We start from the raw sequence: 26,614 nt of genomic DNA on the forward strand, positions 1-26,614 counted from the left end.
CTTCGGGGCGCGTTTTTGTTGGGAGCAAGGTGGGTGGCGATGTTTCATCATCTTCAGCCCGTGGTTGGGCAGTCATAAAATCTTCATGTAAACGATTACATGCTTTAAGTAAACGTTAACATCACTGTAAAAAAGCAAATCTATAGTGCCTTCCATCAGCAGGAGGGCAGTTATGAGCAGAACGGTTACCATCAGGGATATTGCACAGCACTGTGGCTTGTCTATTGCCACCGTGTCCCGGGTCGTCAACAACAAGGGGGCGGTACGGGCCGAAACCGTGGCCAGGGTAGAGGCTGCAATCAGCGCACTGGGCTACCGTCCGAGCATGGCGGCGCGGGCACTGAAAACCGCCAGCAGCATGACCCTGGGGGTGATCATTCCCAGTCTGACCAACCCGGTGTTTGCTGAAACCGCCGCAGGTTTGCAGCAGCGGTCCCGGACCCTGGGCTATACCCCGTTAATTCTCTCCTCCGATTATGACGATGCGCTGGAACTGAGCGCGGTGGAAACCCTGCTCGCCTATCAGGTAGACGGAGTGTTGCTTACCGTGAATGACGCGGCCCGCAGTGCCGCCCTGCAGCGACTGGACGAAGCTGGTGTGCCCTATTGCCTGATGCACAATGTGCCGCGTGAGCAGATGGCAGCCCATGTCGGCGTCGATAACTTCTGTGCCGCCGCCGAGGTGGCAGAGCGCATTCTTGCTGCTGGCCATCGCTGCATCGGCATGATTTCGGGCGAATTTGTGCGTACCGACAGGGCCCGGGATCGCCATGCGGGCTTTCTGTCGGGCCTGCATCAGGCTGGCGTGCAACTGGCACAGCTGGTGCAGGTGGATCCGGTCAATGCCACTGGACTGGCGCAGGCGCTGGCTGCCATTTATAACCGGCCGGGAGCACAGCCGACCGCCTGGTTCTGCTCTAACGATCTGCTGGCGCTGGCCACCATTGCCCAGCTGGAGCAGCTTGGCCGGCGGGTACCCGATGATGTGTCTCTGGTCGGATTTGATGGTATTCAGGCCGGCGCGCTGCGCATGCCAGCCCTGACCAGCGTGCGCACCCCCAATCTTGAAATTGGCAGTACTGCCGTGGATACCCTGATGGCCCAGCGTCATCTCAATGCTTTGGACACGGGGCGTCAGCTCAGCTACCAGCTGGTGGCGGGTGGCACCCTGACGCCCCTTACCGATTCCCCCGTTAAACCCCTTAGTGAGAGATAACATCATGCTTAAGCAACGTGTAGTTAAATGGGCTTCAGCCCTGGCCGTGACTGCCAGTGTCCTGGGTGGCCAGGCCCAGGCCGCCGATGCCATCTGTTATAACTGCCCGCCTCAGTGGGCCGACTGGGCTACCCAGCTCAAGGTTATCAAGGAAGAGCTGGGCTACCAGGTTCCCTTTGACAACAAGAACTCGGGCCAGACCCTGTCTCAGCTGCTGGCCGAGCAGAACAGCCCGGTGGCCGATGTGGCGTATTATGGTGTGTCGTTTGGCATTACCGCTGCTGAGAAGGGCGTCACCGAGTCTTACCAGCCTGCCAACTGGGAGCAGATCCCTGATGGTCTGAAGGATCCGCAAGGCCACTGGTTTACCATTCATTCCGGTACCCTGGGCCTGTTTGTGAACGTGGACGCTCTTGACGGCAAACCGGTGCCTCAACGCTGGAAGGATCTGCTCGATCCTGCCTATAAGGGCATGATCGGTTATCTGGATCCGTCCAGTGCCTTTGTCGGTTATGCCGGTGCGGTTGCGATCAACGGTGCGCTGGGAGGGGATCTGGACAACTTCGAGCCCGGTCTGAATTTCCTGGCTAAACTGCAGGAAAATGCTCCTATTGTGCCCAAACAGACCGCCTATGCCCGGGTGCTTTCGGGCGAGATCCCCATCATGCTGGACTACGACTTCAATGCCTACCGTGCCAAATACAAGGACGGTGCCAATGTACAGTTTGTGATCCCCGAAGAAGGCAGCGTGGTTGTGCCCTATGTAATGAGCCTGGTGAAGAACTCGCCTAATCCGGAAAAGGGCCGGAAGATCCTCGATTTCGTGCTTTCCGACAAGGGCCAGTCGGTATGGGCCAACGCCTTTCTGCGACCGGTCCGCCCCGATGCCATGTCGGAAGACGTGAAGGCCCGTTTCCTGCCCGAGTCTGATTATGCCCGTGCCGTGGCGGTAGACTACGGCAAAATGGCCGAGGTTCAGTCCGGCTTCCAGCAACAATACCTTGATCGCATGCAGTAATTGGTGACCAGGGCGGGTGCCAGGCACCCGCCCTGATTCCACTTTTGATTTTCCCCTGTTGAGAACATCCATGTCTGTTTCAAGCAAACGCAACCTCAGCCTGATGATGCTGCCGGTGCTGATCATTACCTGCGCCTTTTTTCTGATCCCCATGGGTCAGCTGATCCTGGTCTCGGTCAGTGGTGACAATGGTGCCATGAATTACTGGCAGGCACTGACCGACGGCCGCTATCTGCGCAGTATGCTGGAGACCCTGATGCTGTCGGTAGTCACCACGCTCACTACCCTGGCGATTGCGCTGGTTGCCGGCCTGTTTCTGGCCCGCAATCAGTTTGCCGGCAAGGCATGGCTGGTGTCGCTGATGACGTTTCCGCTGGCGTTCCCCGGTGTGGTGGTGGGCTTTCTGGTGATTATGCTGGGTGGCCGTCAGGGTCTGAGCGCCGAGCTTGGACTGTTGCTTGACGGTTCACGCTGGACCTTCGCCTACTCGCTGGCCGGGTTGTTTGTCGGCTATGTGTATTTCTCCATTCCCCGGGTTTTGCTGACGGTGATGTCCGCGGTGGAGAAGATGGATTTGATGCTGGAAGAGGCGGCCCGTTCGCTCGGGGCCTCACGCCTGCGCATTGTGCTGGATGTGATCCTGCCGGCGCTCAAACCGGCGCTGATCGCCAGCGGTGCCATCTGCTTTGCCACTTCCATGGGGGCCTTTGGCACCGCCTTTGCGCTGGCCAGTGGCATTAATGTGATGCCGATGACCATTTACACCGAATTTACCCTGGGTGCCAATATCGCCATGGCGGCGGCGTTGAGCATCATACTCGGCCTTATCACCTGGCTGGTGCTGCTGCTGGCACGCTCGGCCTCGGGGGCCAGTTCCACTCCTGCCGCCTGAGGACACCGCCATGAAACGACCTTTTTCCTATTATCTGCAACTGGCGTTCACTCTGCTGGTGTGCGCTTTTATGGTGGTGCCGGTACTGATGTCGGTAACGGCCGGCCTGACCAGCAACTACTTTCAGGGTCTCTCCAGCGGACTGACCCTGCGCTGGATAAATGAAGTGCTTACGCTTTACAGCGATACCCTGTGGCTGACTCTGCAGCTGGCGCTGTCGACCCTGCTGGTGAATCTGCTGGTAGGGGTGCCGGCGGCCTATTATCTGGCAACGTCTGCCAGCCGCTGGGCGCGTATTTTTGAAGAGCTGATCGTGCTGCCGGTGGCCATTCCCGGCCTGGCCATTGCTCTGGCGCTGATCATCGCCTATGGCGGCCATGGTGATCTGCGCACCAGCTGGCTGTTTATTCTTATCGGCCATGTGCTGTACACCCTGCCGTTTATGGTGCGTTCGGTGCTGGCAGTGCTGCACAGCATCGATTTCAAACAGCTGGAAGAAGGGGCTGCCAGTCTGGGGGCCGGCTTCTGGCGTCGCTTTCGCGACGTGGTCGTGCCTAATTGTAAAGGCGGCATCATCAGCGGCGCGCTGATGACCCTGACCCTGTCGGTGGGTGAGTTCAACCTTACCTGGATGCTGCATACGCCGCTGACCAAAACCCTGCCGGTGGGACTGGCAGACTCCTATGCCTCAATGCGGCTGGAGATCAGCAGCGCCTATACCCTGATTTTCCTGCTCATGCTGCTGCCACTGATGATAGGTGTGCAGTGGAGTGGCACCCGGCTGCGCAAGCCGGCGGCCCGTTAATCCGTATTTTGTTTCAGGACTGACTCAATGACCATTAATGAACACGGCGTTGCCATTCGCCTGCAAAACTGCCGCAAAACCTTTTCCGACGGCACCCTGGCCCTGCACCCGCTGGACTTGACCATCCAGGCCGGCGAGACCCTGGTCTTGCTCGGTCCCTCGGGCTGCGGCAAAACCACCACACTGCGCATGATTGCCGGCCTGGAGTTTCCCGATGAAGGGGGCCGCATTCTGTTCGGTGATGAAGATGTAACGCGTCAGCCCATTGAAAAACGCAAGGTGGGCATGGTGTTTCAGTCTTATGCCCTGTTTCCCAATATGACGGTGGCCGAGAACGTGGGCTATGGCCTCAAGGTGCAGAAGGTGAAAACCGCCGACATCAAACGGCGGGTGGCTGAGATGTTGGAGATGATGGAGTTGGCTCCGTTGGCCCACCGGCGTATCAGCCAGCTGTCGGGCGGTCAACGGCAGCGGGTGGCGCTGGCACGGGCGATTATCACCAGCCCGCGGGTGCTGCTGCTCGACGAGCCGCTCACTGCCCTTGATGCCTTGCTGCGCGACCGGCTGAGGGCTGATATTAACAGCCTGCTGCGCAAACTCGGCATTACCGCCATTTATGTGACCCATGATCAGGATGAAGCCATGGCACTGGGGGATCGCATTGTGGTGATGGAGCATGGCCGGGTATCCCAGATTGGCACCCCGAGGGAAATTTATTTCGAACCCCAAAATGACTTTGTGGCCGACTTTATCGGCCAGATCAACGTGTTTGAGGGCCTGGTCCGTAACCGCTGTATGCAACTGCCAGGGGGAAGCCTGCCGGGGGTGGCGCTGGCCGACGGCCCCGGGCGAATTCACTGCCGGCCGGAAGATATGGAGATCACCGAGGCCGGCAGTGGCCAGCTGACCGGCGTGGTGCAGCAGACCCAGTTTATCGGCGATCGTAACCGGGTGTGGGTGAGCGGTGTCAGTGAACAGCCGGTACTGGTGGACTGCGACGGACGGGCGCAGTTTACACCGGGGCAGACGGTGGGGCTGTTAATTAAACCGGATCAGATGATCCGGCTGGATCAGCAGCGGGTGAGGGCAGCATGATCATTGCGCAACTGACAGATCTTCATATCAAGGCCGGTGGCAAGCCGGCTTATGCCGGCAAAGTGGACACGTTTGCCCGGCTGCAGCAGGCGGTGGATCACCTCAATAACCTGCAACCCCGGCCCGATCTGGTGCTGATCACCGGTGATCTCGGCGATTTCGGCAGTGAAGCCGAATACCGCCAGGCCCGGCTGGCGCTGGATCGGCTGCTGATGCCGTTTTATCTGGTGCCGGGCAACCATGACGATCGCCGCGCCTTGCGGGCGGTGTTTGCGGATCATCAATACCTGTTTCAGAGCCAGGATCATCTGAGCTATGCCATCGACGGCCTGCCACTGCGTCTGGTCGGGCTGGATACCAGCGTTCCGGGCAAACCTCATGGCCTGATTGACGCAGAACGTCGTGACTGGCTGGAGCAGACCTTAAGCCGGGCTCCGACGCAGCGCACCCTGCTGTTTATGCATCATCCGCCGGTGGCGGTGGGGCTCGAGCACATGGATGTGCAGCGGCTGCACGGTGCCGATGAGCTGGCCGGGGTGCTGAAGCAGAATCCGCAGGTGGAATTGCTGCTCTGCGGTCACCTGCACCGGCCGGTGGAGTTTATCTGGTGCGGACGGCCGGTGTATGTGGGGCCGGCCCATAACCATGCGGTGACCCTGGATCTGCGGCCCGGCGCACCTTCATCTTTCACCAGAGAGCCGGCGATGATCCGCCTGCTTTATCTGCATCCGCAAAGCGGCCTGCTGCTGAGCCACCAGAGCCATGTGGACGACAGCGATGGCCCCCATCCGTTTTTTGACCAACAGGGCAGGCTGATAGACTGATGAAACCTATAAACCAGCTGTCTCCGGCCCGGGCCGGTGCCATTCGTTACATTCTCACCGATGTGGACGATACCCTCAGTTACCGGGGCCAGCTGCTGCCCCGGACCCTGCAGGCACTCTATGATCTGCGCGCAGCCGGCATTACCGTGGTGCCCATTACCGGCGCTTGCGCTGGCTGGTGCGATGCGCTGGTGCGTCTGTTACCGGTGAACACCGTGATTGGCGAGGGCGGCGGCTTTCGTTTTCAGCTTGATGGTCAGGGTCTGAGCACCGAATACTGGTTGCCCGATGAGCGTCGCCATCAGCAGCGGGAACAACTGGCAGCGGCGGTGAACGCGGCGCTGACCGCCGTGCCCCGGGCCATGCTGGCGGCGGATCAGTCGTTGCGGCTGACTGATATGGCTATCGATATCGGCCAGGCGGTGACCCTGAGCACCGACGAAGTCAGCGCGCTGTGCGCCGAACTGGACCGGCATGAGGTGAACTATGCCACCAGCTCGATTCACCTTAATGTGTGGAGCGGTGATCACAACAAGTGGCGCGCCGCCGAGCGTTATTTCACCGCCCGGCTGGGACTGACCCCGGATCAGATCCAGGCTCAGGTGCTGTGCATTGGTGATTCGGCCAATGACGAACCGATGTTTCGTGCTCTGCCGCTGAGTGTGGGGGTGGCCAATATCGTCCACAGCCTGCCCTGGCTGGCTAGCCTGCCGTCCTATCAAACAGAAGAGGAAGGGGGTAAGGGCTTCGCCGAAATGGCCGAGCACCTGCTGAAGGCAAGGGGGGAAGTTACATCCGGGGTCGTGGTCAGCGAGACAACGGCTTAGCAGGGTTACTGGATGCAGAGCCCGGACAACGGCCGCCATCGCGGCCGCTAGGTGTGTCTGGCCGGTTACTCTTTCTGCAGGGTGACATCAAAGCGAATATCGGCCTGCAGGTTGTTGTCGGGGTTGTGTCCCGCCTGCAGGCTTTCCATATATAGCAGGCTGGCTTTGACGCTGCCGCTGGCCCGGCCTGTGTCTTCATTAAGCTCCAGCACATTCAGCTGAATGGGTACTTCTTCTTTGGTGCCGTAGTGCGGGGTAAGGGCATTTTCGGGAAAGTAAGATACGGAAGCGCTGTTGGCTTTGCCTTGTATCACCATGAAGTCGATGACGAATGTGCCCTTGGTTTCAAACTTGTTCTGGCGATGGCCTTGTATGGATACGCTATACATACCGGGCATCAGCTCACTGAAGTTGGCGGTGGAGCCTTGCTCATGCTCCAGAATGTGCCAGCTGTGTTGTTTTCCGTCCAGGGTGCCCGTCAGTTCGTTGGCAACAGCCAGAGGAGTCACGAGCAGGGCCAGCGTCAGCGAGGTGGTGATTGTTTTCATGAGTGCTCTCCGCTTGGGTACCGGTTTACCGGTTGTTGTGCACTCAGTGTAGAACACAAAAAAAACCGGCGGCCTTGGGGCGCGCCGGCAATGTATTGCGACGAATGGTTACAGCAAAACGAACTCAGTTTTCCAGGCTGCGCACCCGGCTGGCTAACGCGGCAAAGTCAAAGGGGTTGCGGTTGGGCACCAATAGCAGCAGGGCGGAAATGGCCACCGGCACAAAGGTGGCCAGCAGGAACGACTCCAGCAAATAGGTGGCGGCTTCGCCCGGGGCTGGGAACAGCATCAGGCCGGCCACCAGACCGCCGAGGGTGCTGAGCATGGCGTTCCAGCCCTGATAACGGGCATTGTAAAAGCCAAAGAACACCGGAAAGGCAGCGGCGCAGCACAGCAGGTCTGCCAGCAGGAACAAATAAAGTACGCTAAAGCCCTGCGAGGCCACATAGAGCACCGGAATGGAAGACAGCACAATCAGCCAGCGCGACAGCCCCAGCAGGGTGTGCACGCTGGTGTTGGGCAGCAGCCGGCGCAGGTCTACCACCAGCATGCTGGTCAGGCCGCTGATGGTGGAGTCGGCGCTGCTCATGATCAGCGCCAGGCCAAAGGGCAGCAGGCCAATGGCAAACCACAGCGGCATATTGGGCATCAGCACGCTGAACAGCGCCACCGAGCCGTCGCCGGGCAGGTTCAGGCCCACAAAGGCCAGGCCAAACAGTCCCATAATAAAGATGATGGGAAAGCTGAGCACACCGCTCAGAATAAAGCCATTGCGGATTACCTTGTTGTCCCGTGCGGCAAACACCCGTTGCCAGGTGCCCTGATAGAACAGACCGGTGAGCACCACGGCAAGAAAGAAGGTGAGGCCCGATTTCAGCCCTGTGGTGTTGAGCGGATCAAGCAGGTGCGGTGCGCTTTGTTGCAGGCCGGCCAGGGCCGGGGCCAGACCGTCGGTGGCCTGCCAGCCCAGGGCAATCAGCACCAGCAAAAACGGCAAAATCACCAGCATCTGCACGCGGTCGGTAAAAATGGTGACCCGCAGGCCGCCATACAGGGTGTAAACAAGGGTGGCCACCATCACAATGCCGGCGGTAGTCCACAGCGGCACCGGTGCCAGCAGGGCCACCATCTGGGCAATGGCGGTGAGGCCGGCGGTGAGTGCAATAAACATATAGAACAGCATGATCACCAGTACAAAACCAAACATGCCCCGGCCGTAGCGTCCCATTACAAACTCGGTGAGGGTATGGCCTTCGGGCATCAGCTCGCGAATGCGTTTGCCCAGCGGAATCATGATCAGCCGGGGGGCCAGCACGCCAAGGGCGTAGCCGGTAATGGCACCCACACCGCCCCAGGTGGCGGCCTGAGCCGGACCAAACAAAATCCAGGTGCCCATGGTGGTGGCCAGCAAGGTTAATGTAGTGGCGGTGCCGCTCTGGCTGTTGCGGGCCACAATAAAGTCTTCCGGTTTGTCGTTTTGCCGGCGGGCGTACAGCAGCCCGGGAATGGCGAAAACCGCCGCAAATAAACAGAGCCATAAAATGGCGGTGGTGGTGTCCAGCATGTGTTCTCCCTTTGCTCCCGCGAGCATGAAATAGCCGGGGCATATGGGCGAAAGGAAGAGGAGGGCGGATCGTCATGGTGCGGGATCGTTCGTTTCCTTCCCTTCGCCGGCATTATCCGGATCAGGTTCTAAGGGTTACCGCCTTGGTGGCGGAGTCTCAGCCCGTGTGGGCTCCCCCAGGAATGTGAAACGAGAGTAAGGGGCGGGGCCTTGATTGTCAATCAACTCAAATGCAACACAAAAAACGCGACCGAAGTCGCGTTTTTATTAACTGACCATGGTTATTTCACCATCCAGCCAATGTCTTCGCCGGCGCGAATGGGCACCAGCTGGTCACCGCCCAGGGGCAGGGTAGCGTCCACCGTCCAGGATTCTTTTACCAGAGTGATGGTGTCTGGGTTGCGGGGCAGGCCGTAGAAGTCGGGGCCGTTGTGGCTGGCAAAGGCTTCCAGCTTGTCGAGCGCACCGGCTTCCTCAAACACTTCAGCATATAGCTCAATGGCAGCGTGAGACGTGTAGGCACCGGCGCAGCCGCAGGCGGCCTCTTTGCGATGCTGAAAGTGCGGTGCCGAGTCAGTGCCCAGAAAGAACTTTTTGCTGCCGCTGGTGGCGGCACGCACCAGCGCCTGCTGGTGCGTGTTGCGCTTGAGGATCGGCAGGCAGTAGTAGTGCGGGCGAATGCCGCCCACCAGCATGTGGTTGCGGTTGAACAGCAGGTGGTGAGCGGTGATGGTGGCGGCCACGTTGTCGCCGGCCTGCTCCACAAACTTCACCGCGTGCTCTGTGGTGATGTGCTCCAGCACGATTTTCAGGTCGGGGAAGTCGCGCACCACGTCGGGCAGCACGGTTTCCAGGAACACTTTTTCCCGGTCAAAGATGTCGATGCGCGAATCGGTGACTTCACCGTGCACCAGCAGCAGGGTGCCGGTTTCCTGCATGGCTTCCAGCATCGGGTAGATGTTTTTTACATCGGTCACGCCGGAGTCGGAGTTGGTGGTGGCACCGGCCGGATACAGTTTACAGGCCACAATGTCGCCGCTGGTGCGGCCCTTGCGAATTTCGTCGGGGTCGGTTTTGTCGGTGAGATACAGGCTCATTACCGGCTCAAACCGGCTGCCCTCGGGGCGTACCGCCAGAATGCGCTCGCGGTATTGGTTGGCAAGCCCTGTGGTGGTAACGGGCGGCACCAGGTTGGGCATAACGAGGGCGCGGCCCAGATAGCGGCTGGCGTCGCGTACTGTGTCTTGCAGTTGCTCACCGTCGCGCAGGTGCAGGTGCCAGTCGTCGGGGCGGGTAATTGTCAGTGTGGTCATAGTCGGCTCGGCGTTATCCATTGCTTTCGAGGTCTTTATTATCCACCCGAAGCGGGTTTTCACCAAACCCATGGGAGCTTTAAGCGGTCAGCTGTCAGCTTTAAGTTGTTCTTATGTGTTTGCGGATATCGCAATCTGCCTGTTCGTACCGTGCAACAGGCACCAGATAAATCCTTAAGGCTACTCGGGCTGCTGACAGCTTATCGCTGACGGCTTACAGCTTGCTGTGGGGTATGTTATGGTTCGTGCCGAGACACGGGGTGTCCTGCTAAGCAGGGCTGAGATAACACCCGTTGAACCTGATCCAGTTCATACTGGCGAAGGGATGTCAGCCTGCCGGCCTGGTGCCTTTGCTGCCTTATGCCTTCGCCTCAGCTTCGAGGTAGAAAATGCAAACTTCCATTCCATTTAATGAACAACTGGTGCTGGTTACCGGCGGCGCCCGCGGCCTGGGCGAGCATCTGGTGCGCGCCTTTTTGCGCGAAGGTGCCAAAGTGGTGATCAACTACCTGAACAGCGCCGAGGCGGCACAAAAGCTGGCGGCCGAAGCGCCGGAGCAGACCCTGGCGGTGCAGGCCGATGTGACTGACGCCGCCGCCGTGCAGGCCATGTTTGACCAGGCCGAGGCCCATTTCGGCTGCCCGGTAACCACCGTCATCAACAACGCCCTGCCGGCGTTTTCTTTTAATGGTGATGCCCGGCCCCATGCCGAAGCGCTGACCTGGGAGCATTTGCACCAGCAGCTGGAAGGTATTGCCGGCGGTGCCTTAAACACCACCCGGGCGGCGCTGCCTGGCATGCGTAAAACCGGTTTTGGCCGCATCGTTAATGTTGGCACCAATCTGTTCCAGAACCCGGTGGTGCCTTACCACGACTACACCGCCGCCAAGGCCGCGCTGCTGTCGCTGACCCGCACCCTGTCGCAGGATCTGGGCCCGGACGGCATTACCGTCAACATGGTATCCGGCGGCCTGCTGCGCACTACCGATGCCTCTGCCGCTACTCCCGAGGAAGTGTTTGACTACATTGCCGCCAATACGCCGCTGCGCCGGGTGACCACGCCGGAGGAATTTGCCGACGCCACCCTGTTCTTTGCCTCGCCCTGGTCCCGCTCGGTCACCGGCCAGAATCTGGTAGTGGACGGCGGTCTGGTGAAAAACTGATGAGCATGAACGAACGCATGATGCACCTGAACCTGTTTCTGTTCGGGTGCGGCCACCACAGGGCCGCCTGGCGTCACCCCAATTCCGCGGTGGAGCAGCTGGGGGATATTCGCTATTACGAGCGTCTGGCGCAAACCGCCGAGCGCGGCAAGCTGGATGCGGTGTTCTTTGCCGACGGCCAGTCTACCGGCAATGTGGCGGACGGCAGCTACTGGTTTCTGGAGCCGCTTACCGCCATGGCGGCCATGAGCCGGGCTACGGATCGCATCGGTTTTATCAGCACTGTGTCGAGCACCTTTTTCACGCCCTTTCACGCTGCGCGCATGATGGCCTCGCTGGATCATATCTCCAACGGCCGCATGGGCTGGAACGTGGTCACCTCCATGTTTGACGTGGAAGCCCGCAACCACGGCTACGAGGCCATGCCCGCGCACGCCGAGCGTTACCGCCGGGCCGAGGAGTTTGTGGAGGCGGTGATCAAGCTGTGGGATTCCTGGGCTGCTGATGCGCTGGTGATGGATCGGGCCGGCCACTATGCCGACCCCGGCAAGGTGAACCCCATTCATCACAACGGCGAATTCTTTCTGGTGGACGGCCCGCTCAATGTGCCGCGCCCGCCTCAGGGCCACCCGGTGCTGTTTCAGGCCGGCGCTTCAGAGCAGGGGCGCACTCTGGCGGCCCAGTGCGCCGAAGCTATTTACGCCGTGGCCTACGATCTGCCGGCGGCCCAGGACTACTACCGCGACATCAAGCGCCGGGTGAGAGCCGCGGGCCGCAGTGTGGATGTGCCCATCATGCCCGGGCTGGTGACCTATGTGGCCTCTACCGAGGCCGAGGCCAAAGCCAAGCAGCGGGAGCTGGATGAGCTGCTGCCCGCCGACGCCTCGTTGCGCCAGCTGGGCACCTATGTGGGGCAGGACTGCTCCGGCTGGGAGCTGGACGGCCCGGTGCCGGCACTGCCGTCTTTGGATGTGTTCACCGGCCCGAAAGGCCGCTACGCCACCGTGCTGCGTATTATTGAGACCGAGCAGCCCACGGTGCGCCAGCTGCTGGGCCGGCTCGCTGCGGGCGGCGGCCACTGCACCATGGTGGGCACGCCCGAGTCGGTTGCCGATCGCATGGAGCAGTGGTTCCGCAACGAGGGTGCCGACGGCTTTAACCTGATGCCGCCCTCATTGCCCGCCGGCATCGAGGACTTTGTGGATCAGGTGGTACCCGAGCTGCAACGCCGCGGCCTGTTCCGCACCGAGTATGAAGGCTCTACTCTGCGGGAGCATCTGGGACTTCCCCCTGCGGGGAGCTGTCAGCCGTAAGCTTTCAGCTGTAAGTGGCGGGGGTTGTAGGCCGCGATTTATTCGCGGCAGCGGTGTCGCAGGTGAATGTATTTGCCCGGTGTAAAACCGGGCCTACAATTCCCCAGTCCCCGTATTCTCACCCGCCCGGCGGCGTCAGCCGTTGCTCAAGGCGGCGGAGCAAGGCGTCGAGCATCATGGCCATCAGCGCCACCATGATGCCGCCTTGCAGTACAAAGGCCAGGTTGTCGGTGAGCAGGCCGGCAATAATTACCTCGCCAAAACCCTTGGCCGCCACAGTCGAGCCGATGGTGGCGGTGCCTATGCTGATGATCAGCGAAATGCGAATGCCCGCCACCAGAGTGGGCAGGACCAGAGGCAATTCCACCCGCCACAACCGTTGCAGGGGCGTCATGCCCATGCCTTTGGCCGCCTCGCGCACACTGGCGGGAATTTGCTGCAACCCGGTCACGGCATTTTCAAAAATCGGCAGCATGCCGTAGAGCAGCAGAGCCACCAGGGTGGGAGTAAGACCAAAGCCCAGCGCCGGTACCGCCAGCGCCAGCACCGCCACCGGCGGAAAGGTCTGGCCCAGATTGGCCAGTGCCCGTGCCAGTGGAAAAAAAGCCTTGCCTGAAGGCCGGGTCACGGCAATGGCGGCCCCCAGCGCCAGCAGGGTGGCGGCGGCAATGGCGACAAACACCGCCAGTACATGCCAGCCCAGCAGGTTGAGAAAACTGTCCCGGGCGTAAATGGCCGGCGCGGGGGCGTCCACCAGCAGATGAAACAGCGGCGTGAGTGCGTCCATGTTCAGGGTCAGCAGCGCCAGCAACAGCCCGGGGATCAGCCAGCCCAGCGCGCGGGTCATGCGCCGGCTCCTTGTTTCAGCAGCTGGCTCAGGGTGACTTCACCCACCGGCTGGCCGGCCTCATCCACCACCGTCAGCCGCTCTTCACCCTGCCAGAGCAGCTCGGCCATGGCGTCTTTCAGGCTGGTGGCCGCCGGCAGGGCGGTGCCGGCGGGCCCCGTGAGCGGAGCCATGATATCGGCCAGGGTCTGAGTGGCCAGCAGCCGCAGGGATCTGTCCCGGCCACCCACCAGACTTTGCACAAAGCCCGGCCTGGGGTGGCGCAGCAGGGCTTGTGGGCTGTCTATCTGTAAAATTTCGCCCTTGTCCATGACGGCTATCACGTCGGCCATTTTAATGGCCTCTTCCAGATCGTGAGTCACCATTATGATGGTAATGCCCAGCAGTTGCTGAATATGCAGCAGCTCGTCCTGCAGGTGCTCGCGGGTGAGCGGATCCAGCGCACCAAAGGGCTCGTCCATCAGCAGCAGCTCGGGGCGCGCCGCCAGTGCCCGGGCCACCCCCACCCGTTGCTGTTCGCCGCCGGATAATTGGTGCGGGTACTTGCCGGCAAAGGTGGCGGGGTCGAGCCGGAACAAACTGAGCAGCTCGCTGACCCGGGCATCGATGTCGGCTTTGCTCCAGCCCAACAGCCGCGGCACTGTGGCGATGTTGCGGGCAATGGTCTGGTGCGGAAACAGCCCCACTCCCTGAATGGCGTAGCCAATGCGCCGGCGCAGCTGCTCGGCTGGGATGGTGGTGACCTTTTGCCCCTGAATAAAAATCTCGCCCGAGCTGGGCTCTATCAGCCGGTTCAGCATGCGCAGGGTAGTGGACTTGCCGCAACCAGAGGTGCCGACCAATGCGCAGACCCGGCCGCTGTCCACGCGAAACGACAGCTCCTTTACCGCCGTCTGCCGGCCAAATTGTTTGCTCAGGTTTTTTACTTCAATCATGCACGAGTGCCTTGTTGCAGGGCGATCAGGGTATCGATCAGGATGGCGAACAAAAACGCCAGCAGCAGGGTGGGCAGGGCACCGAGGATCACCAGATCGGTGGCGGTCTGCCCCAGTCCCTGAAAGATATAGGTGCCATAGCCACCGCCGCCCACCAGTGCCGCCACCGCCACCAGACCGATATTGAGTGTGACCACTACCCGCAGGCCGCTCAGAATCACCGGCAATGCCAGCGGCAGCTCCACTTGCCACAAGCGCTGGCGGCGGCTCATGCCCATGGCGGTGGCCGCCTCGCGCACATGGGCGTTGACCCGGTCAAAGCCCAGCGCCGTGTTGCTGACGATGGGCAGCAGTGAATACAGAAACAGGGCGATCACCGCCGGTGCCGCACCAATGCCGCGAATACCCAGCTCTCCCAGCCAGGGGTAAGCGGTGCTCAGCAGGCTTAACGGCACCATCAGCAGGCCAAACATGGCCAGGCTGGGAATGGTCTGCAAAATATTAAGTACCGGAAACAGTGCTGCCCTGAGCCTGTGCGAGCGGTGGCAGGCAATGCCTAACGGAATGCCCGCCAGCACCGCCGGAATAATGCTGCCCAGGGCCAGTTGCAGATGACGCAGCCCCTGCCGCCAGAAGTCGCTGCGGTTATGAAACTCTTTCAGTAACGACAACTGGTCACACAAGCCCGAAGCCAGCAGTGCCACCACAGCTGCGGTAAGGATGGTCACCAGTGCCAGCCGGGCGGCAGGTCCGAGTTTCAGCCGCAGGGCGGTGTCGGTCACCAGCAGGCACAGCCAGAACAGCCCCAGCCAAAAGCCGGCACCCAGGGAAACCCGGGCCAGGGGGCCGGCATGTTCCAGCAGGGCGATGGCGGTATGGCCGGCGGTATACAGCAGCAGCGGCAGGGCGGTGGCAGTGAGTGCCAGTCGCAGGGGCAGGGCACGGTTAGCCAGACAAAGCGGCAGCAATAACAGTGGCCAGAGGCCGGTGAGGCCGGCGGAACTGAGCAGGCTCAGGGATTCGCCGGGCAAAATACGGTTGGGTTGCAGGCCGACAAAGGGCAGCGCCAGCAGGCTGAGTACCAGCGCTGTTGCCAGCAAGCCGCCGACCTTGTCGGGTTTTAATGATAAAGGAATGGGTCACTCCCCGAAGTCAATTTTTGGTTATGTATTGCAGGCACAATCATCAGTCCTGGCTCAGCCCGGCCAGATAGTCGGCGGCCACGGCTTCGGCGCTTTCGCCGCCAATGGCGATGCGGCTGTTAAGGGTCTGCAGGGTGGTTACATTCAGCGACTGAAACACCGGCTGCAGAATGCCGGCGATCTCCGGGTGTGCCTTGAGCACACTTTCCCGCACTATGGGGGCGGGGGCGTAAACTGGCTGCACGCCCTTGTCGTCGTCCATGACTACCAGACCCACAGAGGCAATGGCACCGTCAGTGCCGTACACCATGGCGGCGTTGGTATCGTCGGTTTGCAGGGCGGCGGCCTTGATGGTGGCAGCGGTGTTGCCACCGGAAAGCACCAGTAGCTGGCTGTCACTCAGCTCAAAGCCATAGGTCTGCTGAAAGGCGGGCAGCACGGCGGGGCTGGACACAAACTCGGCGGACGCCGCCAGCTTGATCTCACCGCCTTCACTGACATAGCGGCCAAAGTCCGACATGGTAGCCAGATTGTTGGCCTCGGCAATGTCCTGGCGCAGGGCAATGGCCCAGGTGTTGTTGGCGTTGGCCGGGGTCAGCCACACCAGCTGATGGGCATCAAAGTCCAGTTGTTTGGCCAAGGCGTAGCCCTGTTCAAAGTCCTTCCAGGCGTCGCTGTCTTCTTTCTGATGAAAAAAGGCGGCATTGCCGGTGTATTCCGGATAAATATCCACTTCGCCGGCAATAATGGCTTTGCGCAGTATGGGGGTGCCGCCCAGCTGGCTGCGGTTTTCCACTTCAAGGCCGGCATTGTTCAGGGCCTGATAAATCAGATTGCCAAGCAGGCCGCCTTCGGTATCGATTTTTGACGATACTACTATGGGGTCGGCTGCCATGGCCGGTAGCGCCAGAGTGGCAGTCAGGGTAAAAACGGCGGAAGCCAGCAGCTTTTTCATCAAAATCATCCTTATTCGGCGAAATTCAGCATCTTTTCTGTTTGCAAGAGTACCCCAAGCTAGATCTCATCTGAACCCTGCTCCGGCTTTTTTGGGGTTTTCCACGGCGTTTTGTTAGCTCGCCTGAAGAATTCCAGCGGTCGCCACAACCCGTGGCTTGCAAAGCATTGCCAGCCCCAGCGCAGCCAGCCCAGCAGAGCAAAGGCCAGCCACAATGCCCACAGCAGCATCAGCAGCCGGTATACCAGCAACGGCACCGACAGCATCCAGCCGGTGGGCAGGGTGGCTGCGCTGCGATCCTGATACCAGTTAAGCCGGTTACCCCAGGAGCCGTTGCCGGCAATCTGCATATCGGGCAGGCCCAGCAGTCCTTGCTGAATGGCGGCAAACAGATAGCTAAGCGCCACCAGGGTCAGTAATACCAGGCCAATTTGCGCCAGATTGAACCAGCCGCCGGCCTGCTGATGCTGCCAGCGTGCCCGCAGGCCCAGTGCCAGCAGCCAGAGTACTACAGTGGCGGCCATCCACAGCGGCACCTGAGTCAGCCCCAGCCCCAGCAGCAGCCAGTGATAAAAACGCAGCGGCGTGAACGGCAGCCGGGCCAGCCCCGCCGCCAGCAAGGCGGTGATGGCCAGCAGGCTCCAGAACAGCACTGCCGGCCCCAGCCGAGGGCCACCGGTAAACAGCACCCAGCGATCCTGCCCCGGCACCAGCTCGATGCGGTGGTTCACGCTGGGGCTGTTGAGATTAACTTGAGGAGTAGTGAACACAGGGCCGATGCCTGCCGGCTGCCGCCAGTGAATGCGGGCGGTTTGTGTGCCCGGCGTTAATGGCAGGGTAAGGGTGCGTTCACTCAGGCGCAGTGGCAGGGTACGGCCATTTATTTCCACACGCTGCAGCTCGGCCCCTTCCGGCAGTTGCAGCGCATGGCGGCCGCCCTGGCTGCTGCGCAGAGTCAGCTCAAGGTGTGCATCGGTGGCATGCTTGCCGGGCTGCACTTTCAGGCTGCTGGCATCTATGGTCAGGGTCTGGCCGGGCACCGTGGCCGGCCGGGAAATGGCAAGGGTCAGTTGTTCGCCGGGCCAGGGTCGCCATTCGGGCAGAGCACCGCCTTGCGGGTGCACCGGGGCCAGCCCGTCGCTGTTTACATGCCAGATGGGGCTGGCGTCCAGCCGCCAGGTTTCACTCCAGTCTTGCGTGTTTGTCGCTGTCAGCACCAGCGAGTCGGTGCGTGCCAGTGCCGACTGCCAGCTGAGCTGGCGCTGGCCCGAAGCCAGACTGATCAGAGCCTTGCCGTTTTCCACCTTAATGCCGTCGGTAAGCACCGACTCACCGGGCAGCAAGGGAATGGCAAGACGCAGGGTTTGATCCACATTGGTCTGGCGCACCAGCTGATTTTCTATCCGCCAGTCCAGCCCCAGCTGCAGAGTGCGGGTCAATTCGGCAAAGTCCGGCAGTACGCCGGGTTTTAATGCGGAGCCTTCGGGTTTGCCATCGGCGGTCAGTCGTGTGAGTTGCAGCCGGCCTTCGGGGACGCCGTTTTCATTCACGCCCTGCAGCCTCCAGCCATTCAGTCGGGCGTTCACCCGTTTGGGCGGCATGGGCAGGGACAGTTGCAGCTGACTTTGGGCTGGCAAGGGGCCACTTATCTCAATACGATGAATACCCGCCGGTAATGGCAAGTGCAGCACGCCCTCGCCATTGCGCCACAGTCCGCTGGCGGCAGTGCTGTTCAGCTGCACCTGCTTTGGCTGCCAGCGGCCCGGCAGGGGCACTGCCATAGGGGTTTGAGTATGTATGTTCAGCGTTAATATCAGGGTATCCGGCTCGGCAATAAGGGTTAAATCAGTAGCAAGCGCACACTCGGGCAGGCAGTCAGGCGGGGCCTGCAGCCGGGTTTTCAGCTCCGCCAGCAGCTCGGGCGAAGGAAAGTCGGCCTTTGCGCCGGGGGCAGCCAGCAGCAGGGGCAGCATCAGCAGCGTGAGCGGCCAGCTCCACAGCTTTTGTTGCAAATACAGGCTCTTGCCACCTTGAAGGCTAAAGCCCGCCATGCGCAGCACCAGCAGGCACAGCAGTACTACCCGCAGCAGGTTCAGGCCGGCATTCACCTTGGGCGACAGCAAGAATAAATGCAGCTGTTGCTCGGGCGTGACCGGGCCATTCCATTCAAATTCCAGGGTGCGCCAGTGCCAGTCCGGCAACCCCGGGCCTGTTTGTATTTGCGCATTCGGATCCAGCCGGGGCAGAGCATCAGGTGCGCCGGAGGCAGACAGTATGTTATCTGTCATGGCTTCAGCCCTTGCCTCCAGCTCGGCGCTGGCCTGGCGCGGGCTGCCGGTTACAGGGGCGGGCATCACCGCTCCCGGCCTTGCCAGTTGCGGATAAAGGGCGGTGCGTACTTCATCCACCATAAAAGGGATGGTGAGCAAAGTAAGTACTAACAATGCCAGCAGCCGGTAGCCTGCGACCCAGGTTCGCAGCCGGTTGGCGGGCAGCACACGCAACAGAGCCGTTGCTGCCAGCAGATGCAGCCAGATCCAGCGTGGCGGCCCCAGTCCGGAAGCCTGATGCCAGATAAGCCCGAGTGTCACCAGCGTAAGCATGCCCCAGTGCCAGCCCCACAGCCGCAATGCCGCCACGGCGGCGATCAGCACCAGAAATAAATCCAGCAGGGTCCAGCGTTGCAGCCAGGTGTGGGGGCGGTTGTCCATGCCAAAGGCGGCCAGCAGGCTCCAGCCCGGTGGCAGGTTCAGTCGGCTGCTGACATTATCTGTGGTGACATTCCAGCCCGACACCGGCAGGCTGCCAATATGGTTTGTCTGCCGGCTGTCGGCCACCAGTTCAACCGGGCCGGGGCGCAGCTCTATGCCGGGCTGACTGTTATTCAGCTGAGTAACCGGCCGGGGCTCGCCGTTCACGGTAATCCGCCCCGGGCTCAGCGAGCTGGTAAGGCGAATGCTGTGGCTCAGGTTGCCACTCAGAGTGTCGTTAACGGTGTAGCCACCCCCGTTAAAATCGAGCCACAGCTCTCGCCGCAGGCTGAGAGGACTTTGTGACGGACCCGGATCGCCCCGGCGCAACTCAGTAAATTTCATGGTGGTGCCCGGCGTCATATAAAAAGCAGGCAAAGTCTGCCAGTGGGCAGGCAGACCGCTTTGGCCGGCATCCACGGCGTTGGGACCATTGATTTCCATCACTCTGAGTTGCGGAAAAGCCTGCACTACCCAGACTTCTTCTTTAGGCCAGGGGGTGGGAATGGCAGGCAGCGACAGGGCCTCGGCCGGCCCGGTATGACGGCTGATCAGCTGCAGCTGCCAGTTGCCCGGGCGTATCTGCAGCCGCAGACGACCGTCGGGCATCAGCCGGGCCGGCAGGGGGCTGTTCAGCGCCAGCGGTATCTGATCTTCAAGCAGCACAGGTCCCAGCTGCAGCTCCCTGGGCTCGCCGGCCACTTTCAGCTCAATGTGAGTATTCACCTGCAGGGGGATGTCGTCGGCAATATGACGATAGACGGTCATGTTCAGGGTATTGGCTGCGGGGGGCTGAGCCTGGTTGCGCCGGCCGGGCCACAGCCGGCCCTGTTTATCCAGCTCAGGCTCAGCCACAGGCTGGCCGTTTACACTCAGTGCCAGCAGTCCTGTGCCCGGGTCGAGCTGCAGGCTGACCGGCATGCTGGCCCATTGCCAGACACCGTTGATGCGGTGCTCTCCTGCTGGCAAAGACAGCACCGGCTTGCCGTCGCGCTCCCCCAGCAAGGCAGGCACGCCGTTTACCATTACTTGCTGTGGCCAGTGCTCACGGTTGCCGGGCAGAGGTATATCGGCGTCATCATACAGTTCCCAGCTTTGCTCAAAACGCCCTTCCTTGTCATTTAATGCGAGGTTCAGCTGCCCGGGCCAGGCGCACTGACGCTGAGTGCTTTGCCGGTACAGCAGCGGGCAGCGGCTTTGGCTGCTGCCCTGCAACACCCAGCCGGTCCAGGGCTGCAAGGGTTCCGGCACCTGCTCCGCACGGGAGAGAATGGGCAATAAAAACAGCAACAGGGAAAGAATGAGGCGCATAACAGTCCTTGTAAGGCTGCGCAAAAAGTGTGCTTAAAGCCTAGCAGCGAATTGAGACCGGGAGCCTTTCGGCTATTTTTATGGCGATTTGTGAGTAAAAATTTGTGTATGACCTTACAAAAAACCGACCTTATGCTTTTTAGCTGGATTTTTCTGCTATAAAGTTGCCTTGTCTTCAGTGTATGAGATGGATTTTTCGCCATCAAAGGATGAATATGAACCAAACCCAACCCCTTATGCTGCGCATGATTTATGGCGGCAGCCTGGTAACCCGAATTTTGATTGGTATTGTAGCCGGTACTCTGCTGGCGGTACTGGCTCCCGGGGCAGCCGAGTCCGCTGGCTTACTGGGCAGTCTGTTTGTAGGCGCGCTCAAGGCGGTAGCACCTGTGCTGGTGTTTGTGCTGGTAATGTCGTCCATCGCCAACCACAGGAAAGGCGAGCAGACCAGCATCAAGCCTATTCTGTATCTCTATTTACTGGGTACTTTTGCCGCGGCACTCACTGCCGTGCTGCTGAGCTTTGCGTTTCCTACCGAGCTGGTACTGGCCAGCCACGGCGGTGAGGCCTCGCCGCCGGAAGGCATTGGCGAAGTGCTGCAGACCCTGGTATTCAACATTGTTGATAACCCGGTGAATGCCCTGCTGACCGGCAACTTCATTGGTGTGCTGGCCTGGGCTGTTGGCCTGGGGCTGGCGTTTCATCATGCCGGCGACAGCACTAAAACCCTGCTGGCTGATCTGTCTATGGGCGTGTCTGCCATTGTGAAGTTTGTGATCCGGCTGGCTCCCATCGGTATTTTTGGTCTGGTGGCCAACACCATTGCCAGCACCGGCTTTGATGCGCTCTGGGGTTATGCCCAGCTGCTGGCAGTATTACTGGGTGCCATGCTGATCATCGCGCTGGTGGTGAACCCGCTGCTGGTATACCTGAAAATCCGTCGCAACCCCTATCCGCTGGTACTGCAGTGCCTGCGCGAAAGCGGTGTGACCGCTTTCTTTACCCGCAGCTCTGCTGCCAACATTCCGGTCAACATGGAGCTGTGCAAAAAGCTCAAATTACATGAAGACACCTATTCCGTGTCCATTCCCCTGGGAGCCACCATCAATATGGGCGGTGCCGCTATTACCATTACCGTGCTCACTCTGGCGGCGGTGCACACACTGGGTATTGAAGTAGACATGATGACCGCCCTGCTGCTGAGCGTGGTAGCGTCTGTGTCTGCCTGCGGTGCTTCCGGTGTGGCCGGCGGCTCTCTGCTGCTTATTCCGCTGGCCTGCAGTCTGTTTGGCATTCCCAACGACATTGCCATGCAGGTAGTGGCCGTGGGCTTTATTATTGGTGTGCTGCAAGACTCTGCTGAAACCGGCCTGAACAGCTCCACTGACGTGCTGTTTACCGCCGCGGCCTGCATGGCCGACGAGAACAAAAAGTAATTTGCAAAGCCCCCTGTAAGCAAAAGGCCGGCGAGCACTGCTCACCGGCCTTTTTTATTGCTGGGGTGTTTTCACACCACCAGCACCGGACATTTGGCGGCACTGGTCACTCGGTGGGATACACTGCCCAGCAGCATGCCGTCCTTGTCACTGTGAGTGCCGCGGGTGCCCACCACTATCAGGTCGGCTTCTTTTTCTTTGGCAAATTTTACAATCACCTTGGAAGGGCGGCCACCGCGCACAAAGCCGCGCAGGTGAGTGGCCCCTTTGCCAAGGGCGTGGGCCTTGGCAAAGTTGACCACTTCCTTGGCATATTCCGTCAGTACTTTGTCGGGAATATCCATTTCTGCCGGCCGGCCAATGGACAGACTGGCTTCAAACAGGCTGTGGTGCTTGTAGACACAAATCAGATATATCTCGGCCTCGGGCAGCAGCTGCTGCAGCTGCACCGCCTTGTCTACGGCTTTGAGTGCGGTATCGGAGCCGTCTACGGCCACGACTATTCGTTTGAACACATTGCCTCCTTAGTCCGCAAAGGCCAGGTCCCTGAAGTACAGCGCAATCTCGGGAAAGGCGATAATCAGCGCCGCTGCCGCCACCAGCATAAAGATAAAGGGCGGCGTACCTCTGATCACTTCCATGTACGGGCGTTTGAAAATAGCGATGGCGGTAAAAATATCACAGCCAAAGGGCGGCGTGGCCGAGCCGATGGCCACCTGCAGGGTGATCAGCACGCCCACCAGTACCGGATCCAGGCCGGTAGACTGAATGGCCGGCGCAAAAATGGGCGTGAGCACCAGAATGACCACTATCGGATCCACAAACATGCAGGCAATAAAGAAGGCCACACAAATGGCAATCAGCACACCTACCGGGCCGGCTTCATTAACTCCCACCGACTCCAGAATGGTTTGCGGCACCTGGGCAAACGACAATATCCAGGAAAACCCGTTGCCTACCGCCACCAGAATAAACACTACAGCGGTAATAAGCCCGGTGGATTTGGCAATGCGGTAAATATCCGGCAGCTTGAGCGAACGGAACACCACAAATTCCAGCAGGAAGGCATAAAGCACGCACACGGCCGCAGCCTCGGTGGGGCTGAAAATACCGCCGTAAATCCCGCCCACAATAATCACCGGAAAGAACAGCGGCCACAATGCCTGGCGCACTGCCACCCCCCGCTCACGCCAGCTGGCCTTGGGCTCGGTGGGCACCTTGTTCTTGTGGGCGTAATACAGGCAGTAGAGCGAGAACATAAACAGGATCAACAGGCCCGGGCCTATACCAGCAATAAACAGCTCGGCAATAGAGGTTTCCGATATAACGCCATAAATAATCATGCCTATGCTCGGCGGGATCAAAAAGGCGATATCACTGGCGTTGATGATCAGCGCCAGAGTAAAGGCATCGGAATAGCCGGCGCGCAGCATTTTGGGCCGCAGTGGCGAGCCCACTGCCACCACAGTGGCCTGCGTAGAACCGGAAACGGCCCCGAACAGAGTACAGGAAGTAGCGGTACTGATGGCCAGCCCGCCCTTGATATGCCCGATAAAGGCCATGACCATATTGATCAGCCGGTCGGCAGAATGACCCCGGGTCATAATATCGGCGGCCAGAATAAACATGGGCACCGCAATCAGCGAGGCCGGGCGAATGCCGCCCATCATCTGCTGAATAAAGGTGCCCATCTGGCCAAAGCCGTCGAACATCATTACAAAGCCAACCACAGCAGCGGTGATCAGCGGAATCATCATGGGAAAGCCCAGCAGCAGCAGGCCAATCATGATCGACATTAACAGTGTTGCCATGAAATCAGCCCTTATACTTCGGTTTCGGTGTCGTCATAGCCGTCCAGCACACCGGTAGACAGATATACGCCCCGGCTGGTGATGTTTTTAACGGCGGTAAGAAAATACTGAATGCCGGTAATGGCAAAGCCCACCGGCACCCACAGATAAATCCACCAGATCTCAAAGCCCAGCGCCGGCAAAATGCGGCCCCGGCTGTACAGGGTGTCGATATAGCCGTAAGCGTGATAGCACAAAAAGAACATAACGGCGGAGGTAAACAGGGAGATCAGCACCATCAGCGATTTACGCCATTTCACCGATAGCGAGTCATACAGGGCCGACATACGAATATGGCGGCCATGGCGGGCGGCATAGCCCAGGCCGGCAAAGGTAATGAGGATAATAAGAATGCGGTTGATTTCGCCCGAGAAGAAAAAACCTTCACCAAACACAAAGCGGGCGATCACGTTGGTGCAGGTGTTAATGGCCATCAGCAGCACACCGGCGGCCAGCATAACGGCTTCGATACGGGCTATACCCTCGTCTATCCAGCCCAGTATACCGGGCAGGCCGGAGGTATAACCGGCAGTATCGTCTTCCACAGCTTCTTGGTTTTTGTCAGACATTGCGTACTCCTTGACCGGATGAAAGAGCCGGCCAGGGTAAAAGAGAAGGGGCGCCAGGCGCCCCGTTCAGGTTAGTTGGTAACGTTTTTAAGATCTTCTTTAAAGGTGTTCAGCAGCTCCTTGCCGCGGTCGCCGGTCATTTCAATAAACTTGGCTTCCACCTGAGGAGCGCGCTCGCGGAAGACAGCAATCTGTTCGTCATTCAGACGGGTGACAGTGACGTCGTCGCTGCTGCTGGTGATTTTCTCCAGTGAGCGCTCGGCCAGGCCGTCGATGTGCTCGAGAATTTCTTCAAAGGCGTAGTCAGAGGCTTTTTGTACCAGCTGCTTGTCTTCATCGGACAAGCCGTTGTAGAAGTCCTGGTTGGCCATCATGGCAGTGGTAAACCAGCCATGTCCGGTAAACACCAGGTTGGGTGACACTTCATACAGACCACCGGATTCGATCCAGAAGATGGGGTTTTCCTGACCCTGAATCATGTTGGTCTGCAGGGCACCGTATACCTCACCCCAGGGCAGGGGCGTGGGCGTAGCACCAAAGGCGGAATAGGTTTCCGACAGCAGCGGGTTGGTCATGACCCGGATTTTCTTGTTTTTCAGCTCATCCGGCGAGGTGATCGGCTCATCCAGGGTCACCACAAACTCACCTTCCGGATACATTTGCAGCAGCTCCAGACCCTTTTCCGCATACAGCTCGGGGAATTTCTCGTTGATGGCTTTACTTTCACGGAAGAAGCTGACCACATCCTCCATCTCGGTGGGCATCAGGTAAGGAATAAAGAAGATCTGAGCTTCCGGGATCAGAGCGCCGGTAAAGCCGGGCGACTGGTTTACAAAGTTCAGAATGCCAGCCTGAGTCTGCTCCATAATGTCATCAGACTCACCCAGTTCACCAAAGCGGTAAATCTGCAGCTGATGATCCGAGTTGTCTTCAATGTATTCCTTGAACTTGTAGGCGAACACATCCTGCACATCGCCTTCATATTCTTCGTGGGCATAACGCCAGGTATCGGCCTGAGCAGCACCACAGGCGAACATGGCCAGGGCCGAAATACCGGCCAGTTTTCTGAACTTGAATCCCTTTTGCATATCCATTCGATGCTCCGTTATGGTTTCGTGTTCTAACCTTAATTGCTTTTATAGACTGGCAAAATAAGTAAAAAGACGCAAGAAAAGGGGAGAGGTTCAACTGGAGTTTGGTGATCAAAGACAAACTTAGAGGTGCTGCTTTGTGTGTTTTGGCATGGTTTTTGCGGTGTTTTGCTGCTTTTTATGGATTTTTATAAGTGTTGTGAGCGAAATGAAAAAGATGGTGACACTGACGAAAGGATAGCAATCTAAAGATTACAATGGTAACCAAGTGTTGCTTTTTTGCTGACGGCAAGCTTAGTCCGGAAATGAAAAAACAGGCAACCCGGTTGCCTGTTTTTAACTCAGAAGTGGTAGCTCAGTACCATGCCGGCCAGCGCCTGCACATCGTCACCGGCATCGCGGACGATGGGGCTGTCTTTGGCATCGCCGGTCAGCTGAGTGACAGCGGCAAGACCGGTGAGCGACCAGTTGTCGGCAAAGCGGTAATTGATGTTGCCGCCGATGCCCAGTCGCCAGTAGCCATCACCGGGCTCATAGCGTTGAAAGCCGCTTTTCAGTGCATCACGGGCCGACACCCGGAACAGGCTTTGTGTCCATTCCTTGCTGCTGTAGGTCAGGCTGGGGCTAAGACCCACGGACCAACCGGGAGCAATTTGATTCTGCCAACCGGCACGCAGGGTCAGCTGATAACCGTCCATATCCCCGGAGACGGGGGCTTGTGCTTTAAGGGTCAGGTTCCAGGGGCCCGGCTTGTATTGCAGACGGAAACCACCGGTCAAGCCGCCATCCACCTTCTCAAAACGACTAAGATCACCCTCATTATCGCGACCCGGTACATATCCGACAAAAGGGGACAGAGTCCAGTTCTGGTGATGATAAATATTCCAGCCCAGGCCATCTCTCAGGTTCAGATAGAGCTGCTCGCCATAACGCAGGTTCACATCGGGCAGGGTACGGCTTTTATAGTCGTCACTGCCCAGATAATCCGGGGCCTGAGTCACCGAGATACCTACACTGCCGCTGAGGGGCTGAGCCAGGGCCGGGGCAGCCAGCAGGGGTAACACTGCAACAGAACAGAGAAGATTCCTGTACATGAACATTATGCTCCTGAAATAAAAAGAATGGCTTACCCTGAACGGATAAGCAGACG

At 59.4% G+C, this 26,614-nt stretch carries 23 protein-coding genes and 2 riboswitches; of the genes, 10 read left to right on the top strand and 13 right to left on the bottom strand.

From position 1 onward, the window contains the following. Nucleotides 1-172 precede the first annotated feature (172 nt). The 7 genes from N2M06_RS01960 to N2M06_RS01990 all read left to right on the top strand — a co-directional run bounded on the left by N2M06_RS01960 (nt 173) and on the right by N2M06_RS01990 (nt 6,677). Nucleotides 173-1,216 (top strand): LacI family DNA-binding transcriptional regulator, encoded by a 1,044-nt coding sequence (locus N2M06_RS01960; RefSeq protein WP_317075487.1) that lies wholly within the window; start codon nt 173-175, stop codon nt 1,214-1,216. Nucleotides 1,217-1,220: 4 nt separating this feature from the next. Then, nucleotides 1,221-2,234, top strand: a complete 1,014-nt coding sequence (locus tag N2M06_RS01965) for an ABC transporter substrate-binding protein (protein ID WP_317075486.1) — start codon at nt 1,221-1,223, stop codon at nt 2,232-2,234. 70 nt (nt 2,235-2,304) lie between these two features. Next, a complete protein-coding gene (locus tag N2M06_RS01970) occupies nt 2,305-3,126 on the top strand; it encodes an ABC transporter permease (protein WP_228213944.1) in 822 nt (273 codons plus the stop codon). Between the two features lie 10 nt (nt 3,127-3,136). Further along, complete coding sequence (locus N2M06_RS01975) at nt 3,137-3,931, top strand: ABC transporter permease subunit (RefSeq protein WP_317075485.1); 795 nt, start codon at nt 3,137-3,139, stop codon at nt 3,929-3,931. 27 nt (nt 3,932-3,958) lie between these two features. Next, nucleotides 3,959-5,026 carry an ABC transporter ATP-binding protein gene (locus N2M06_RS01980; protein WP_317075484.1) on the top strand — a complete coding sequence of 356 codons (1,068 nt, stop codon included), beginning with the start codon at nt 3,959-3,961 and terminating at the stop codon, nt 5,024-5,026. Next, the gene (locus N2M06_RS01985; RefSeq protein ID WP_317075483.1) at nt 5,023-5,850 is read left to right on the top strand and encodes a phosphodiesterase; all 828 of its coding nucleotides are present in this window, start codon (nt 5,023-5,025) and stop codon (nt 5,848-5,850) included. The genes N2M06_RS01980 and N2M06_RS01985 overlap by 4 nt, the downstream gene beginning before the upstream one ends. Then, entirely contained in the window at nt 5,850-6,677 is an 828-nt protein-coding gene (locus tag N2M06_RS01990; protein ID WP_317075482.1) for an HAD-IIB family hydrolase, read from the top strand. The genes N2M06_RS01985 and N2M06_RS01990 overlap by 1 nt, the downstream gene beginning before the upstream one ends. Before the next feature lie 65 nt (nt 6,678-6,742). On the opposite strand, the gene N2M06_RS01995 is transcribed toward N2M06_RS01990, so the two are convergent. From N2M06_RS01995 to pyrC, 3 genes are all read right to left on the bottom strand, one after another. Next, complete coding sequence (locus N2M06_RS01995) at nt 6,743-7,225, bottom strand: hypothetical protein (RefSeq protein ID WP_346351428.1); 483 nt, start codon at nt 7,223-7,225, stop codon at nt 6,743-6,745. Between the two features lie 124 nt (nt 7,226-7,349). Further along, complete coding sequence (locus tag N2M06_RS02000) at nt 7,350-8,789, bottom strand: sodium:solute symporter (RefSeq protein ID WP_346351429.1); 1,440 nt, start codon at nt 8,787-8,789, stop codon at nt 7,350-7,352. Nucleotides 8,790-8,870: 81 nt separating this feature from the next. After that, a riboswitch (TPP riboswitch) is annotated at nt 8,871-8,977 on the bottom strand. 93 nt (nt 8,978-9,070) lie between these two features. Next, nucleotides 9,071-10,102 (bottom strand): dihydroorotase, encoded by a 1,032-nt coding sequence (pyrC, locus tag N2M06_RS02005; RefSeq protein ID WP_346351430.1) that lies wholly within the window; start codon nt 10,100-10,102, stop codon nt 9,071-9,073. A gap of 246 nt (nt 10,103-10,348) precedes the next feature. Continuing rightward, a riboswitch (TPP riboswitch) is annotated at nt 10,349-10,445 on the top strand. A 46-nt stretch (nt 10,446-10,491) separates the two neighbouring features. Between pyrC and N2M06_RS02010 the strand changes: the two genes are divergently transcribed. Next, nucleotides 10,492-11,265 carry a 3-oxoacyl-ACP reductase gene (locus tag N2M06_RS02010; RefSeq protein ID WP_346351431.1) on the top strand — a complete coding sequence of 258 codons (774 nt, stop codon included), beginning with the start codon at nt 10,492-10,494 and terminating at the stop codon, nt 11,263-11,265. Continuing rightward, entirely contained in the window at nt 11,265-12,578 is a 1,314-nt protein-coding gene (locus tag N2M06_RS02015) for an LLM class flavin-dependent oxidoreductase (RefSeq protein WP_346351432.1), read from the top strand. Before N2M06_RS02010 ends, N2M06_RS02015 begins: the two co-directional genes overlap by 1 nt. A 118-nt stretch (nt 12,579-12,696) precedes the next feature. Here the strand turns inward: N2M06_RS02015 and N2M06_RS02020 are convergent, their stop codons facing one another. The 5 genes from N2M06_RS02020 to N2M06_RS02040 all read right to left on the bottom strand — a co-directional run bounded on the left by N2M06_RS02020 (nt 12,697) and on the right by N2M06_RS02040 (nt 20,518). Beyond that, entirely contained in the window at nt 12,697-13,425 is a 729-nt protein-coding gene (locus N2M06_RS02020) for an ABC transporter permease (protein ID WP_346351433.1), read from the bottom strand. After that, entirely contained in the window at nt 13,422-14,360 is a 939-nt protein-coding gene (locus tag N2M06_RS02025; RefSeq protein ID WP_346351434.1) for an ABC transporter ATP-binding protein, read from the bottom strand. The genes N2M06_RS02020 and N2M06_RS02025 overlap by 4 nt, the downstream gene beginning before the upstream one ends. Then, nucleotides 14,357-15,460, bottom strand: a complete 1,104-nt coding sequence (locus N2M06_RS02030) for an ABC transporter permease (RefSeq protein WP_346351435.1) — start codon at nt 15,458-15,460, stop codon at nt 14,357-14,359. The genes N2M06_RS02025 and N2M06_RS02030 overlap by 4 nt, the downstream gene beginning before the upstream one ends. Nucleotides 15,461-15,545: 85 nt before the next feature. Further along, the gene (locus N2M06_RS02035; RefSeq protein WP_346351436.1) at nt 15,546-16,457 is read right to left on the bottom strand and encodes an ABC transporter substrate-binding protein; all 912 of its coding nucleotides are present in this window, start codon (nt 16,455-16,457) and stop codon (nt 15,546-15,548) included. A 59-nt stretch (nt 16,458-16,516) separates the two neighbouring features. Then, nucleotides 16,517-20,518 carry a hypothetical protein gene (locus N2M06_RS02040; RefSeq protein ID WP_346351437.1) on the bottom strand — a complete coding sequence of 1,334 codons (4,002 nt, stop codon included), beginning with the start codon at nt 20,516-20,518 and terminating at the stop codon, nt 16,517-16,519. A gap of 215 nt (nt 20,519-20,733) precedes the next feature. Here N2M06_RS02040 and sstT point away from each other — a divergent pair, with 215 nt between their 5' ends. Then, a complete protein-coding gene (gene sstT, locus N2M06_RS02045) occupies nt 20,734-21,954 on the top strand; it encodes a serine/threonine transporter SstT (protein WP_346351438.1) in 1,221 nt (406 codons plus the stop codon). Between the two features lie 71 nt (nt 21,955-22,025). Here sstT and N2M06_RS02050 read toward each other — a convergent pair whose 3' ends face one another. The 5 genes from N2M06_RS02050 to N2M06_RS02070 form a co-directional block, all read right to left on the bottom strand. After that, the gene (locus N2M06_RS02050) at nt 22,026-22,469 is read right to left on the bottom strand and encodes a universal stress protein (RefSeq protein WP_026344851.1); all 444 of its coding nucleotides are present in this window, start codon (nt 22,467-22,469) and stop codon (nt 22,026-22,028) included. A gap of 9 nt (nt 22,470-22,478) precedes the next feature. Next, a complete protein-coding gene (locus tag N2M06_RS02055; protein ID WP_346351439.1) occupies nt 22,479-23,765 on the bottom strand; it encodes a TRAP transporter large permease in 1,287 nt (428 codons plus the stop codon). A gap of 11 nt (nt 23,766-23,776) precedes the next feature. Next, entirely contained in the window at nt 23,777-24,373 is a 597-nt protein-coding gene (locus N2M06_RS02060) for a TRAP transporter small permease (protein WP_346351440.1), read from the bottom strand. Between the two features lie 71 nt (nt 24,374-24,444). Next, on the bottom strand, nt 24,445-25,467 hold the full coding sequence (dctP, locus tag N2M06_RS02065) for a TRAP transporter substrate-binding protein DctP (RefSeq protein WP_346351441.1): 1,023 nt from the start codon (nt 25,465-25,467) through the stop codon (nt 24,445-24,447). A gap of 338 nt (nt 25,468-25,805) precedes the next feature. Next, nucleotides 25,806-26,558: a MipA/OmpV family protein gene (locus tag N2M06_RS02070; protein ID WP_346351442.1), complete on the bottom strand. Its 753-nt coding sequence runs from the start codon at nt 26,556-26,558 to the stop codon at nt 25,806-25,808. Nucleotides 26,559-26,614: the final 56 nt, after the last annotated feature.

The sequence above is a fragment of the Oceanimonas sp. AH20CE76 genome, from assembly GCF_039654065.1.
GTDB classification, from domain to species: domain Bacteria; phylum Pseudomonadota; class Gammaproteobacteria; order Enterobacterales; family Aeromonadaceae; genus Oceanimonas; species Oceanimonas smirnovii.